Here is a 13,831-nt window from a genome sequence, read left to right as displayed (position 1 = left end):
GGCTAGGATAGCCGCAATGACGGTTGGGGAAACGGGCGGGATGCGCAAAGTGACGGCGCGGCAGGCGGCATCGCTGCTGCGGGATGGCGATACGCTGCTGATCGGTGGCTCCGGCGGTGGGCATGCGGTGCCGGAGGCGCTGCTCGCCGCGCTCGGCGCGCGTTTCGCCGAATCGGGCGCGCCGCGCGGCATCACGGCGCTGCATCCTGTGGGCGTGGGCGATGGCGGGACGCGCGGCCTCGGCCATCTGGCCCGGAAGGGCCTGCTGAAGCGCAATATCGCCGGCAGCTACGTCAACAGCCCGCCGGTCGGCGCCATGGCCCTGGCCGATGAGATCGAGGCCTGGTCCCTGCCGCAGGGCGTGCTGTCCCAGCTCATGCGCGAAATGGCCGCCGGGCGGATGGGGCTGTTCACGAAGACCGGGCTGCACAGCTTCGTCGATCCACGCGTCGAGGGCGGCCGCCAGAGCCCCTCCGCCAAGGAAGATCTGGTGGAGCTGGTGACGCTGCGCGGCGAGGAGATGCTGTTCTACAAGCCCTATCATGTCGATGTCGCCTTCCTGCGCGGCACCACCGCGGATGAGGACGGCAATGTCTCCATGGAGCAGGAGGCGGTGACGCTGGAGATGCTCTCCGAGGCACAGGCGACGAAGCGCTGCGGTGGCATCGTGGTGGTGCAGGTGAAGCGCGTGGTGCGCCGCGGCAGCCTGCATCCGAAGATGGTGAAGATCCCCGGCATATTGGTGGATCTGGTGGTCGTGGCGCCGGAGCAGGAGCAGACCTACCTCACCCCCTATTCCCCCGCCTATTCGGGCGAGTTCCGCATTCCCCTGGACGACATCCCCCGCCTGAAGCTGGATGCCCGCAAGATCGTGGCGCGGCGCGGGGCGCTGGAATTGTTTCCGCGCGCCATCTGCAATCTCGGAAGCGGCATCTTCACCGGCATCGCCAATGTGGCGGCGGAGGAAGGCTGCCTCGACGCCATCTGCCTGACCAATGAGCAGGGCAATATCGGCGGCGCGCCGGCCTCGGGCGGCGAGGCCGGGGCGGCGATGAACCCGGATGCGCAGGTCGACCAGCCCTATCAGTTCGACTTCTACGATGGTGGCGGGCTCGACCTCGCCTTCCTGTCCTTCGCGGAATTCGATGCGGCGGGAAATGTGAATGTCTCCCGCTTCGGCGGGAAGCTGATCGGGCCGGGCGGCTTCATCAATATCAGCCAGCATGCGAAGCGCGTGATCTTCGGCGGCACGCTGACCGCCGGCGGCAAGCCCAAGGCGGTGGCGCAAGTGGAGCAGATCACCTTCTCCGGCGCCTTCGCCCGCGAACGCGGCCAGCCGGTGCTGTATGTGACGGAAGCAGCCGTCTTCCAGCTCGGCGCGGCGGGGCCGGAGATGGTGGAAATCGCACCCGGCCTGACGGTGGAGGAGGTGTGCGGTCGCATGGGCTTTCGGCCCGCCATCGCGGCGAGCCTCCGGCAGATGGATGCCAGGCTGTTCGCGGCGGCGCGCATGGACCTCGCCGCCGATATCGCCGCACGCCCCGGCCGCCCGGTCTCCGACCGCCTCGCGGGCCTGGCGCCGTGATCTTCGGGATCGAGACCGGCGCGGAGTCCAGCTTCGCCAAGACGCTGACGGAACGCGACCTGCTGCTGACGGCGGAGATCACCGGCGATCACGACCCGCTGCATGTCGATGCCGACTACGCCGCGCGCACGCCCTATGGCCAGCGGATCGCCCATGGGGCGCTGGTGCTGGGCCTGCTCTCCGCCACGGCGTCGGCCATGGCGCAGCGGGCGATCGCGGCGGGGGCGGAGGGTGTACCGGTTTCCATCGGCTATGACCGCGTGCGCTTCCTGGCCCCCGCCTTCATCGGCGACAGCCTGACCGCGCGCTACCGCGTGGACAGCCTGGACGCCGCACGCCGCCGGTCGGAAGCGGCCTGCGAGGTGATGAACCAGAAAGGCGAAACCTGCCTGGTCGCCCGCCACCTGATGAAATGGGTGGCGCAGCCCGGGTAACTGGGCGGTTTCCAAGCATGGCGAAGGCAGTTTAGACTGCCCGCGTAAACCCGGGCGTCTTGACCCGGCAATCACAAGGGGAAGCTATCCATGGAACGTCGCGCATTGCTCGGCGGCATCGCCGCTGCCTCCGGCCTGCTGGCCGCACCACATGTGGTCCGCGCGCAGACGCCGATCACGCTGAACGGCGCCAGCCAGTTCAACGAGGAACATGTCTTCACCCGCGCGATGAAGCATTTTGCGACGAAGGTGGTGGAATATTACGGCCGGCCGGTGAACTTCGTCTGGCATCTCAACAGCTCCCTGGGGCTGGAGAAGCAGTACTTCGAGTACATGTCCGCCGGCCGCGCCGTCGACTTCGGCATTGTCAGCCCGGCGCATATGTCCACCTTCAGCCGCGCCGCGCCCTTCATCGACGCGCCCTTCCTGTTCCGCGACCTGTCGCATTGGAACAAGGTGCTGGACGGCGACATGCTGAAGCCCGTGTCTGACGAGGTCGAGCGCCGCGCCCGCGTCGCCCTGATCGGCTATGCCGGCGGCGGCACGCGCAACATCTTCTCCAACCGCCCGGCCACGAACATGGCGGAACTGCGCGGGCTGCGCGTGCGCGTGCAGGGCGCGCCGATCTGGTCGCGCACCTTCCAGGCGATCGGCATGGCGCCGCAGGTGATCGCCTATAACGAGGTCTACAACGCCATCCAGAACAACGTCATCCAGGCCGGTGAGAACGAGGCCGCGGGTGTCGAGCAGATGCGCTTCTACGAAGTCGGCCCGAACCTCATCATGACGGAGCACGCCATCACCGTGCGGCCGCTGTGCTTCTCCGTGCAGACCATGTCCCGCCTGCCGCGCGAGCTGCAGGAAGCGATCCGTCGCGCGGGCCGTGAGGCCGGCGTCTTCGGCCGCAATGCGGAAAGCAGCGAGGATGCGGCGAAGATCACGGCGCTGGAATCCGCAGGCCGCCTGAAGAAGATCGCCTTCACGCAGCGCGCGGAGATGAACGCCGCCGTCGCGCCGGTGATGGAGGCCTACGCGAAGGAGATCGATGCGGACCGCATCTTCTCCGCCATCAACGCACTGACCTCCTGAGTCTTCCGGGCGGGGCGCGCCGCGCGCCCCGCCATTTTTCTCCCAGAGCCCACAAGCGAAGGATACCCAGCCGCATGCCGCCACAGGGCGCGCGCGGATTGTTCCGCCGCATCACCGCCTTCTATGCGCGTTGCCTCGACGTGCTGCTGGTCGTCACCGTCATCAGCATCATCCTGCCCGTCACCATGCAGATCTTCGCGCGCTTCGTGGATTTCATCCCGCGCTACATCTGGACCGAGGAACTGTCCCGCTTCCTGCTGGTCTGGATGATCATGATCGGCAGCATGATCGGCGTGCGCGAGGCGACGCATTTCAACGTCGACCTGTTCTACAACCTGCGCGGCCGCGCCAAGGCGGCGATGGACATCCTCTCGGCGCTGTTCGTGCTGGGCTTCGCCTATGTCTTCATCGTCTATGGCTGGGAATTCACCGATACCGCCTGGTACCGGATCAGCGAACTGGCGGAACTGCCGCTCTGGACCATCCACATCGCCTGGCCGATCGCCGGCGTCACCTGGGTGATCTTCGCCGGTGAACGCATGTGGGACGATGTGCAGGTCCTGCTGCACGGCGAAAGGGCGGATTCCTGATGGGCGGCAATGCACTGGCCACCGGCGAAGCCGCGTGGATCATGTTCGGCATCTTCTTCACCCTGCTGGCGCTGCGCGTGCCGGTGGCGGTCAGCCTGGGTATCGCCTGCCTGCCGGCCTTCATCCTGGAAGACCGCCTCTGGCCGATGATCCTGGTGCAGGAGACGTTCAACTCCTACAACTCCTTCATCCTGCTGGCCGTGCCCTTCTTCCTGCTGGCCGCCAACCTGATGACCGCGGGCGGCATCACGGACCGGCTGGTCACGCTGTCACGATCCATGGTGGGGCATCTGCCCGGCGGGCTGGCGCAGATCAATGTCGTGCTGTCGGTGTTCTTCGCCGGCATCTCCGGCAGTTCCACGGCGGACGCCGCCAGCCAGGGCCGCGTCTTCATCGATGCGCAGATCAAGGAAGGCTACTCGCCGAGCTTCTCGGTCGCCATCACCGCCGTCTCCTCCGTGCTCGCGGTGGTGATCCCGCCCTCGATCCTGATGATCGTCTGGGGCGGGGTGCTGACCACCTCGATCGGCGCGCTGTTCCTGGCCGGCATCCTGCCGGGGCTGCTGCTGGCGGCCTCGCAGATGGGCACGGTGCATGTCTATGCGAAGCTGCGGAACTACCCGACCTATCCCAAGGCCACCTGGGGTGAGCTGGCGCACGCGCTGTTCATCTCCATCCCCGCGCTGATGACGCCCTTCATCATCATCGGCGGCAAGATCTTCGGCTGGTTCACGCCCACCGAGGCGGCCTGTATCGCCGTGCTCTATGCCCTGGCGCTGTCGCTGCTGGTCTATCGCAAGATGGACATGCGCGGGCTGTACGATGCCTTCAGCCGCACCGGCCGCTTCGCCGCCATCACGCTGTTCTGCGTCGGCACCGCCAGCGTCTTCGGCTGGCTGATGGCCTTCTACCAGATCCCGCAGGCGCTGCTCTCCGGCGTCTCGGCCTGGGAGATGGGGTCGATCGCGACCGGCTTCTTCATCGCGGCGACCTTCCTGGTGGTGGGCTGCTTCCTGGATGCGATCCCGGCCATCATCATCGTCGGCACCATCCTCCAGCCGATCGCGGCGGCGGGCGACATCCACCCGGTGCATTTCGCCATGATCAGCATCGTCTCCCTGGCCTTCGGCCTGGTGACGCCGCCCTATGGCCTGTGCCTGCTGATCTGCTGTTCCATCGCCGGGTTGCGGCTGGTCGACGTGCTGAAGGACGTTCTGATCATGCTGGTGCCGATGTTCATGGTTCTGGTGCTGCTGATCCTGCTGCCGGATGTGGCGCTGCTGATCCCGCGCCTGCTGGAGCCCGGCTTCATGGAGTAGCCTGTTGCTGCAGGGCGCGGCGGGGTGCATTCAGTCGGGGTGACCTCCCCCGCCCCCCGCCCGCCCCTGGCCTCGCTGCGTCTGATGTTGCCGCAATTGCGGCCCTACCTGTCCCGCACGCTGCTGGCCGGCTTCGCCCTGCTCTCGGCGGCGGGTCTGACGCTGGCCCTCGGCCAGGGCCTGCGACGTCTGATCGACGAGGGGTTCACCGGCGGCGCCGCGGCGCTGGACAATGCGGCGATCTTCATGGGCAGCGTCGTCGCGCTGCTCGCGATCGCCACCTCCGCCCGCTACTATCTGGTTTCCTGGCTCGGCGAGCGGGTGGCGGCGGATCTGCGGCGGCGGGTCTTCGACCATGTGCTGTCGCTCTCGCCGCGCTATTTCGAAACGGCGCGCACCGGCGACATCCTGTCCCGCATGACCGCCGATGTCGGGCTGCTGCAATCCCTGATCGGCTCCGCCATCTCCATGGGGCTGCGCAACACGCTGACGGGCCTCGGCGCGCTGGCCATGCTGCTGGCGACCAGCGCCAAGCTGGCCGGCATCGTGCTGGCGGTGCTGCCGCTGGTGATCGTGCCGCTGGTCATCTTCGGCCGCCGCGAACGCAGGCTTTCGAAGGTCGCGCAGGAACGGGTGGCGGACCTGGCCGCAACGGCGGAGGAAGCGCTGAACGGCCTGCGCATCGTCCAGGCCTTCACCCATGAGCCGGAGGATCGCCGCCGCTTCGGGGCGGAGGCCGAGGCCTCGGTCGCCGCCGCGCTGCGGCGCGTCGCCTCCCGCACCGCGCTGATCCTGGTGGTGATTCTCTGCGGCTTCGGCGCCATCACCTTCAGCCTCTGGGTCGGCGGGCATGATGTGGTGGCGGGGCGGATGACGGGGGGCGAGCTTTCGGCCTTCGTCTTCTACGCCGTGCTGCTGGCCTCCTCCGGCGCGACGATGAGCGAGCTCTGGGGCGAGATCCAGCGCGCGGCGGCGGCGGCCGACCGGCTGCTGGAACTGCTCTCCGCCGAATCGGACATCCGCGCCCCCGAGAGCCCGGCCTTGCTGCCGGAGCCGCCGCAGGGCCGCGTCACCTTCGAGGCCGTGCGCTTCACCTATCCCAGCCGGCCCGACCGCGCGGCGCTGGAGGATTTTTCGCTGACCGTGGCGCCGGGGGAGACGGTGGCGCTGGTCGGCCCCTCCGGCGCCGGCAAGACCACGGTGTTTCAGCTTCTGCTGCGCTTCTACGACCCGCAATCGGGCCGGGTGCTGGTGGACGGGGTGGATGCCGCGGCACTCGACCCCGCCGATCTGCGCGGGCGGCTGGGGCTGGTGCCGCAGGACCCGGCGATCTTCTCGACCTCGGTGGCCGAGAACATCCGCTATGGCCGGCTGGGCGCGACCGATGCCGAGGTTCGCGCGGCAGCCCGCGCGGCGGCGGCGGAGGGCTTCATCGAGCGCCTGCCCCAGGGCTATGCCACCCATCTCGGTGCCCGGGGCGTGACGCTGTCCGGCGGCCAGCGCCAGCGCATCGCCATCGCCCGCGCCATCCTGCGCGACCCGCCGATCCTGCTGCTGGACGAGGCGACCAGCGCGCTGGATGCGGAATCCGAGCAATCGGTGCAGCAGGCGCTGGAGGATCTGTCCAAGGGCCGGACCACGCTGGTGGTGGCGCATCGCCTGGCCACGGTGCGCAAGGCGGACCGGATCGTGGTGCTGGAGGAGGGGCGGATCGTCGCCCAGGGCACGCATGACGAGCTTGTGCGCCAGGGCGGGCTTTATGCGCGGCTGGCGGCGCTGCAATTCGCGGAAGCCGGGTAAAGCCGGGACCGCCTGCGACGATGCGCGGCATGGACCAGCCGACCCTGCCCCACTGCTTGACTCCTGAAGATGAAGTCGGAAGATTTCGCCATCGGACCAAGGAGCAGACAGGATGCGCCCCGCGTTCATGCTGGCCATCTTGATGGCTTCTTCCGCCACCGCGCCCGCCCAGGCGCAGATGGATGTGCAGCAACTGGTCTGGCAATGCGGGGCCGCCGCCAGCGACCGTGGCCTGACCGGCTCGGCGCGGGACGCCTTCGTGCAACGCTGCGTCGACTCCGATGGCAGGGTCGGGACCGAAAGCCGGCGCCCGCCGGCGCCGGCGGCACGGTCCACCGCCTGGCGCCTCACGGCCCCGACGACCGTGCAGTGGGATCTGGGCATTCAGGCCAGGGACCGTCGATCGGCCCTGAGCCTCGGTTGCGGCCGGGCCGTCGACGGAGACTTCCTCGTCATGGCCCATTTCGGCGCCCCGCGCGGCTGGCACTTTCGGGGGGAGGAGGCTGTCATGGAGATCGACGGCGTCCGGCGACGCGTGCAGGTCAACGGCGCCGATGACATCGTGACGCTGTCGGACGACGTGCAGCGCAACCATGCCGCGCTCTCGGAACAGACGCTGGCGCTTCTGGCCCGTGGCAGGTCATTGCGGATTCATGGTCTGGTCAGCCGCGGTCGGCCACAGACAGTCACCTTCGACATCAGCGGCGGCGCGGCCCTGTTCGCGGCCTTCGAGCGGAACTGCCGCAGCCTTCGCTAGCCCGCCTCACCCCCGCGCGGCGGCAGCACGAAGCCATCCTGCCCCGGCGTCTCCGCCCATTCCCGGAAGGGCGCGGAGGGATTGACCCGGCCGCTGCGCAGCAGGGTCAGCCAGACCACGCTGGCCTTGAGGAACTGGTTCACACCGCAGGGCCAGAGCGCCAGGCTGAGCGCCTCCGCCATCTTCGGCTCGGGCACCGCCGCGCCATAGGCGGCCTCCAGATCAACGGCCAGCGCCCATTCCTCGCCCCGCGCCGCATGGATGCCGAGCAGCGCCAGCCGGGCCAGGGCCGGCGGCACGTCGAGTCCGGCGACCAGCGCCGCCACCCCGTCCAGATAGCCGCGCGCCGCCGGAACCTCGGGAAAATAGCCCTGCCAGTGCCGGTCGAGGAAGGCGAAGGTCTCCGCGCCCCACGCCCAGGCGACGAGGCGGAAGGCCGCCTCCGCCTGCCGCCCGGTGCCGCCGGTGCGGAAGAACAGGTCGACGTGGTGGGTGCCGACATGCTCATCGGCCGCCGTCAGGATGGCGAGCCAGACGAATTCCTTCTCGAAGGGGTCGAGATGGCAATCCGTCAGCGTCAGCGCGCGGTACATGACGCCATAGGCGTCCTGCAGATCCGGCAGGGCGGCCGCCATGGCGCCCTGATGCGGCATCATACCGACGGCATTACGCTTTGACCGCTGCCCAATCGCGTGCGGCGATGGAGGTGATGCGGGCGGGTTCTGCGACGAGGGAGTTCCATGCGTTGCAGCATGCGCCGACGATGGCGTCGTAGGTCTCATGGACGCGGTTGCTGAGGTGGTTCTGGCGGAGGAACTGCCAGACGTTCTCGACTGGGTTGAGTTCGGGGGAATAGGGCGGCAGCGGCAGCAGGCTGATGTTGTCGGGGATGCGCAGCTTGCCGCCGGGTTGGTGCCAGCCCGCGCCGTCGAGCGTGACGACGCGTGCGCGCCGAGTGCGACCTGGCGGCTGATCTCGGCAAGGTGCTCATTCATGGCGCGGCCATTGGCGACCGGCAGCACCAGGCCGGCACCAACGCCACGCGCCGGGCAGACGGCGCCGAACAGGTAGGCCCAGCGGTAGCGCTGGTCGCGCGGTGCGGGCGGACGGCTGCCCTTGTCGGCCCAGACGCGCGTCAGGGTACCCTGCTGGCCGACGTGGGCCTCGTCCTGCCACCAGAGTTCGATCGGCTTGCCGCGTGCGTGCGGCGGGATCGCCGCGGCGACCAGATCGGCGAAGTTTTTTTGTGTGCCTCCTGGGCCTGGGCGTCATGCGCCGGGTGCCGCGGCCGCACTGATAGCCCTACAAAACCCAGCCGGCGCAGCAGCGCGCCGACCGTACGCTCGGCAAGCGCACCCCGAACCGGGCCTCGATCACCGCGGCAAGATCGACCCGTCGCCAACGCACCACGGTGTGCTCGGCCGGGTCCGGGCCGCTACGCACCAACGCGGCGACAACCTCCTCCTGCTCGGCCGACAAAAGCCGCCGCGGCCCACCGCCATGCGGCCGCGCCGACAGGCCACCAAGCCCCGCCTCGTTGTAGCGGTGCACCCAGTCGCGCAGCGTCTGCCGGTCCATCCCGCACAGTCGCGCCGCATCCGCCCGAGAGGTGCCTTCCAGCATGAGGGCCAGCGCCAGCATCCGCCGCGCCGCGTCCGCATCTCGGCTGCTGGACGCCGCCCGCCTTAGCGACGCCGCGTCATGCTCATCACGCGTGATCGCCACCGCCACCATGCGCATTGCTCCTTCAAAAGAAGGCAGCGAACCACAGCCACCGTGACCACGGGAATCCCTCATCACGAGTCAACACGTCATGCCGTTGGTATCAGTCGCAATGAGAGGCCGCGGGAGTTGCTGGAGCTTTCAGCCAGGAATGCCCCGCGAAGCCCTCAATCCCCCGCGCACCCGGCTGCAGCCCCGCGCCCACCCGCCTCAGAAGGCGTAGCGGATGCGGGCCGTGCCGTTCACGGCGTGGCTATTGCCCGAAAGCTCCGCATCCACCCGCGCGGTCACGGTGGTGGAGGGGCTCAGCCGCCAGTCCAGCCCGCCCGAGACCAGCGCCGCATGCGCATCCGGCCGCGGCCCGCTGACCGTGAAGCCGGCCTGCGGCAGACCGATGAACTGCGCGCTCATCCCCGCATCCCGCTGGAGGTAGGCCGCCCAGCCCGCCCGCGCGAAGCCGCTCAGCGCCGGGCCCAGGCTGGTATCCGCCCGCACCGTCATCTCCAGCCGCGACTGGCCCTGCGTCTGCCCGGCCACTGCCAGCGCCGCCGCCCCCTGCCCGCCCGTTGCGCGTTCCGTGTAGCTCGGCACCGTGTACCAGCTGCCCTGGAAGGCCAGCGCCGGTGTCAGCGCCACGCCCGGCAGCACATCCGCCACCCGCCAGCCGGCCTCCAGCCGGGTGGAGACGCCCTGGCTCGTCACATCGCTGCGCAGGTCACCGGCGCCGAGGAACGGCACCGAGCGCTCCGTCGAAAGTTCCATCGCGCCATAGGCCAGCGCCGCCGCCAGCCGCAGCGGCCCGAACTGGCCCGTGCCATGCACCGCCCCCTGCAACTGGGTGCCTTCCGCCCGGCCAAGGCCATCCGACAGCCGCGCCGTCGCACCCGTCGCCGCCAGGGCGAAGCCCGCCACCACCTGCGCGGAGAGCCGCACATCCGCCCCCGCCGCCACGCCGCCGCTGGTCGAGGAGACGGAGTTCGTGGCGTTGCCGCCCGCCTCCATCCGCTGGTTGGCGGCCAGCGCCGTGGCCCAGACCGCGTAGCGCGGGGTGGAGCCGGCCGCGCCATCGCCCGGCGCCTCCGCATCCCGCGCCGGGTCCAGGATGGCGCCCAGGAACTGCCCGGCGCCCTGCGCGTGCAGCCCCGCCGCCACCGCATGCACCTGGCCCGAGACCTGGTCCAGCCCGCGCGGCAGTTGCGCCGCCGGCAGGTTGTACAGCGGGAAGAAGGCCGAGACATCGGCCCCGTCCGTCACCGCACGGTCAAGGCCCGCCGCCACCGCAATCTGGTTCGGCGTGCCCTGGCCCAGGATCGGCACCGGCACGCCGGGGGTTGCCGGCGGCGGCGGGTCGGTGATGATCGGCACCAGCATCGCCGGCGTCAGCAGCAGCTGCGCCTCCGTCGCCGTGGTATTCACCGTGCTGGTCACGCCGGCGCCGAAGCTGCCCTGCGTGTCCAGCGCGGCGAAGCTGCCCGCCACCGCGCCGGCCTGGATCAGCGTATAGGGCGCGTTGAAGCTGTAGCTGCCGCCCAGCGCCACCAATTGCAGCGTGCCGCCCAGCGTCGCCGTGCCGGAGACGTTGATCCGGTCCGCCAGCGGGCCCTGCACCTCGATCTGCGTGGTCGAGCCCGGCGCCAGCGCCAGGTCGCCGCTGACGGTCAGCGTGCCGATCGAATTGCCCGGCGCGATCGCGCCACCCGCCCGCACCGCAACCCCCGGCAGGCTGCCCGTGCCGCCCAGCGTGCCGCCCGCTTCCACCGTGACGCCGGAGGATGCGGCGATGGAGCCATTCACCGAAAGCCGACCGGCCTGTACCGTGGTGGCGCCGGTGTAGGTATTGGCCGCGTTCAGGATCAGGTTGCCCGGCCCATCCTGGGTCAGCGTGCCGCTGCCGGAGATCAGGTTGCCGACCGTCACCGCATCGGAGCGGTTGAACACCAGCGCGCCATTGTTCACCACCGCCCCGCTGCCCAGCGTGCCACTGGTGCCGCCATCGCCCACCTGCACCGTGCCGGTCTGGATCGTCGTGCCACCGGAATAGCTGTTTGCGCCGGTCAGGATCAGCGTGCCCATGCCGATCTTGTCGATGTCGCCGCTGCCCATGATGCGTCCGGCAAAGTTGCCGGACACAAGCAGGGTGGTGTTCGGATTGATCAGGTCCCCCGCACCCTGCAGATTTGTGATCTGTTCGGTCGTGCTGCTCCGCTCGCTGAAATCGAGCGTCGCGCCGGCCTCGATGATGGTGCTGTTGGCGCCCGGCATGGCATTGCCGATCCGAAGCGTGCCGCCCGCCACGCGAAGCTCGGTCATCGACGCGAAGTTCACCGATGTGGGCCGATAGCGGATGATTCCGGTATCGGTTGCGGAGCCGAAGACCAGCGTGTTGACGCCGGGCAGGGATTGCGCGCCGGTCAGGGTCAGCGTCTCTCCCGCCGCGGCGGTGATGCTGGCGCTGGCGCCGGTATTCAGCGCGATCGCGTTGGCCAGCGTGTCCGTCCCAGTCGCGCGTAGCGCACCGCCATCGAAGGTCAGGGTCCCGGTGCCGAGCGCGCCGCCATTGGCGATCTCGATGGTGCCGGCGCGGAGCGCGGTGCCACCGGAATAGGTGTTGGCGCCCGTCAGCGTCAGCACGCCGCTGCCATTCTGCGCCAGCGTGCCGGTGCCGGAGATCAGGTTGCCGACCGTCACCGCATCGCTGCGATCAAACGCCAGCGCCGCATTGTTCACCACCGCCCCGCTGCCCAGCGTGCCCGTGGTGCCGCCATTGCCGACCCGCAGCGTGCCCGCCGCGATGGTGGTATCGCCCGAATAGGTATTCGCGCCGGTCAGGGTCAACACGCTGCTGCCGTTCTGCGTCAGCGTGCCGGTGCCGGAGATCACTTCCCCGAAGGTCACCGCATTGCCGCGGTTGAAGGCCAGCGCCGCATCGTTCACCACCGCGCCGGTGCCGAGCGCGCCCGTGGTACCGCCATTGCCCACCTGCAGCGTACCCGCGGTGATGGTCGTGCCGCCGGTGTAGCTATTGGCGCCCGTCAGGATCAGCGTGTCGGCGCCGATCTTCTCCAACTGCGCCGTGCCGGCGATCTCGCCGGAGAAATCGCCCGCCCGGACATAGGTGACGCCCGTATTCGTCAGCCGCCCGGCGCCGCGCAGATCATTGATGGCGAAGCTGGACGACGGGGTATTGCCGTCGAGGTCGAGGGTCGCGCCGGCATCGATGGTGGTGGTGGTGATCCTTTCGCTGAGCTGGGCAATGCTGCGATTGCCGCTGACCAGCGTACCGCCCGCGATGCGCAGGGAACCCGGCGGGTTGGTGGTGCTGATACCGCTGAACTGCGCGATCAGCGTGCCGGTATTGGCCAGGCTGCCGAAGACGATCACGGCGTCGTCGCCCAGGCTGAACTGGCCCGTCAGCGTCACCGTCTGGCCCGTCGCGGCGCTGATCGTGCCCAGGCCGGCAGTGGCCACGGCGATATCGTTGGCGAGCGTGCCCGTGACATTGCCGCGCAGCGTGCCGCCATCCAGGCTCACGCCGCCGGTGCCAAGGCCACCGAGGTCATTCAGCGCAATGGTGCCCGTGGTGATGGTCGTGCCACCCGAATAGGTATTGGCGCCGCCTAGCGTCAGCACGCCGCTGCCGTTCTGCCTCAGCGTGCCGGTGCCGGAAATCACATCCGCCACGGATTGCGCGCTGGTGGTGTTGAAGACCAGCGCTGCGTCGTTCACCACCGCGCCGGTGCCGAGCCTGCCGCCCGCGCCGCCATTGCCAATCTGCAGGGTGCCCGCGGTGATGGTCGTGCCGCCGGTGTAGGTATTGGTGCCGGTCAGCGTCAGCACGCCGGTGCCGACCTTCTCGAGCGTCATCAGGCCAGTCTGGTTCTGCCGGAGCACCCCGGAATAGGTCTCAACCGTGTTCAGCCCGCCAATGACAAGGCGGACATCACTCGTGGTGTCGAGGCTGACATTGGCGCCGCCGCTGAGCGCGCCCATGGTGATGGTCCGCGCCGCGCCCTGGATCACCATCTGCCCGTTGACGATGAAATTCGACTCGCCGCCCACACTACTGTTGCGGAGAACCATCCCGCCATCGATCTGATAGGTGACGTTGGTGCCGGTGGCGGAGGTACCCTGCACCGACATGGCCTGGCCGTTCGGGATGATAATGACCTGTTCGACGCCCGAATTGTTGACGACGTTGCCTTCCAGCGTCGTGACTCCGGTGGCGGTGATCGTATAGGTCGGCGCACCGACGTCATACAGGATGCCACGGAAGTTCGATGAGGTGCTGGTGGACAGGCTGGTCGGCCCGGTGTTCTGGAAGATGAACCCGCCCACGCCCGGCAGCGTCCCGGTGCTCCAATTCGTCGCGGTGTTGAAATCCGTACCCGGTCCGATCCAGACCGGCTGCGCGGCGGCCGGTGCCGCCAGGCCGCACAGCGCCGCGAAGGCGGCCGAGACCAGCACCGGGGAAGAACGCGGCACGCTTGTCAGCGCCGTGCCGCTACGCAGAGCCTCGCCATAGCCAGATGATCCAG

General features: G+C 69.2%; 11 protein-coding genes and 1 pseudogene. 7 read left to right on the top strand and 5 right to left on the bottom strand.

Going from position 1 to position 13,831, the window contains the following annotated elements:
- Positions 1-40 precede the first annotated feature (40 nt).
- The 7 genes from JJQ90_RS24150 (at position 41) to JJQ90_RS24120 (ending at position 7,574) form a co-directional block, all read left to right on the top strand.
- Positions 41-1,585: an acyl CoA:acetate/3-ketoacid CoA transferase gene (locus JJQ90_RS24150; protein ID WP_216878856.1), complete on the top strand. Its 1,545-nt coding sequence runs from the start codon at positions 41-43 to the stop codon at positions 1,583-1,585.
- On the top strand, positions 1,582-2,019 hold the full coding sequence (locus tag JJQ90_RS24145) for a MaoC family dehydratase (protein ID WP_216878855.1): 438 nt from the start codon (positions 1,582-1,584) through the stop codon (positions 2,017-2,019). Before JJQ90_RS24150 ends, JJQ90_RS24145 begins: the two co-directional genes overlap by 4 nt.
- Before the next feature lie 90 nt (positions 2,020-2,109).
- Positions 2,110-3,108 carry a TRAP transporter substrate-binding protein gene (locus tag JJQ90_RS24140; protein ID WP_216878854.1) on the top strand — a complete coding sequence of 333 codons (999 nt, stop codon included), beginning with the start codon at positions 2,110-2,112 and terminating at the stop codon, positions 3,106-3,108.
- Positions 3,109-3,182: 74 nt separating this feature from the next.
- Entirely contained in the window at positions 3,183-3,698 is a 516-nt protein-coding gene (locus JJQ90_RS24135; RefSeq protein ID WP_216878853.1) for a TRAP transporter small permease, read from the top strand.
- Positions 3,698-5,017, top strand: coding sequence for a TRAP transporter large permease (locus JJQ90_RS24130; RefSeq protein ID WP_216878852.1), 1,320 nt, complete (start codon positions 3,698-3,700; stop codon positions 5,015-5,017). Before JJQ90_RS24135 ends, JJQ90_RS24130 begins: the two co-directional genes overlap by 1 nt.
- Positions 5,018-5,056: 39 nt before the next feature.
- A complete protein-coding gene (locus JJQ90_RS24125) occupies positions 5,057-6,817 on the top strand; it encodes an ABC transporter transmembrane domain-containing protein (protein ID WP_329959511.1) in 1,761 nt (586 codons plus the stop codon).
- Positions 6,818-6,929: 112 nt separating this feature from the next.
- Positions 6,930-7,574, top strand: coding sequence for a hypothetical protein (locus tag JJQ90_RS24120; protein ID WP_216878851.1), 645 nt, complete (start codon positions 6,930-6,932; stop codon positions 7,572-7,574).
- On the opposite strand, the gene JJQ90_RS24115 is transcribed toward JJQ90_RS24120, so the two are convergent.
- The 5 genes and pseudogenes from JJQ90_RS24115 to JJQ90_RS24105 all read right to left on the bottom strand — a co-directional run bounded on the left by JJQ90_RS24115 (position 7,571) and on the right by JJQ90_RS24105 (position 13,778).
- A complete protein-coding gene (locus tag JJQ90_RS24115; RefSeq protein WP_216878850.1) occupies positions 7,571-8,209 on the bottom strand; it encodes a hypothetical protein in 639 nt (212 codons plus the stop codon). The two genes, JJQ90_RS24120 and JJQ90_RS24115, sit on opposite strands and share 4 nt — an antisense overlap.
- A 31-nt stretch (positions 8,210-8,240) precedes the next feature.
- Positions 8,241-8,510, bottom strand: a pseudogene (locus JJQ90_RS27390) (transposase); the annotation flags it as partial.
- A 199-nt stretch (positions 8,511-8,709) separates the two neighbouring features.
- Positions 8,710-8,976: a winged helix-turn-helix domain-containing protein gene (locus JJQ90_RS27385; protein WP_268958712.1), complete on the bottom strand. Its 267-nt coding sequence runs from the start codon at positions 8,974-8,976 to the stop codon at positions 8,710-8,712.
- Complete coding sequence (locus JJQ90_RS27380) at positions 8,877-9,308, bottom strand: helix-turn-helix domain-containing protein (protein ID WP_268958711.1); 432 nt, start codon at positions 9,306-9,308, stop codon at positions 8,877-8,879. Before JJQ90_RS27380 ends, JJQ90_RS27385 begins: the two co-directional genes overlap by 100 nt.
- Before the next feature lie 198 nt (positions 9,309-9,506).
- Entirely contained in the window at positions 9,507-13,778 is a 4,272-nt protein-coding gene (locus JJQ90_RS24105; RefSeq protein ID WP_216878849.1) for an autotransporter-associated beta strand repeat-containing protein, read from the bottom strand.
- Positions 13,779-13,831 lie beyond the last annotated feature (53 nt).

This window comes from Falsiroseomonas oleicola (genome assembly GCF_019029495.1).
GTDB classification, from domain to species: domain Bacteria; phylum Pseudomonadota; class Alphaproteobacteria; order Acetobacterales; family Acetobacteraceae; genus Falsiroseomonas; species Falsiroseomonas oleicola.
The sequence above is the reverse complement of the archived record's forward strand: the minus strand, read 5'-3'. Positions and strand labels throughout refer to the sequence as shown.

Bases quoted from the DNA above. Each gene is read 5' to 3' on its own strand.
- JJQ90_RS24150 (WP_216878856.1), top strand. From the start codon at position 41: ATGCGCAAAGTGACGGCGCGGCAGGCGGCATCGCTGCTGCGGGATGGC.
- JJQ90_RS24140 (WP_216878854.1), top strand. From the start codon at position 2,110: ATGGAACGTCGCGCATTGCTCGGCGGCATCGCCGCTGCCTCCGGCCTG.
- JJQ90_RS24135 (WP_216878853.1), top strand. From the start codon at position 3,183: ATGCCGCCACAGGGCGCGCGCGGATTGTTCCGCCGCATCACCGCCTTC.
- JJQ90_RS24130 (WP_216878852.1), top strand. From the start codon at position 3,698: ATGGGCGGCAATGCACTGGCCACCGGCGAAGCCGCGTGGATCATGTTC.
- JJQ90_RS24120 (WP_216878851.1), top strand. From the start codon at position 6,930: ATGCGCCCCGCGTTCATGCTGGCCATCTTGATGGCTTCTTCCGCCACC.
- JJQ90_RS24115 (WP_216878850.1), bottom strand. From the start codon at position 8,209: ATGGCGGCCGCCCTGCCGGATCTGCAGGACGCCTATGGCGTCATGTAC.
- JJQ90_RS27380 (WP_268958711.1), bottom strand. From the start codon at position 9,308: ATGGTGGCGGTGGCGATCACGCGTGATGAGCATGACGCGGCGTCGCTA.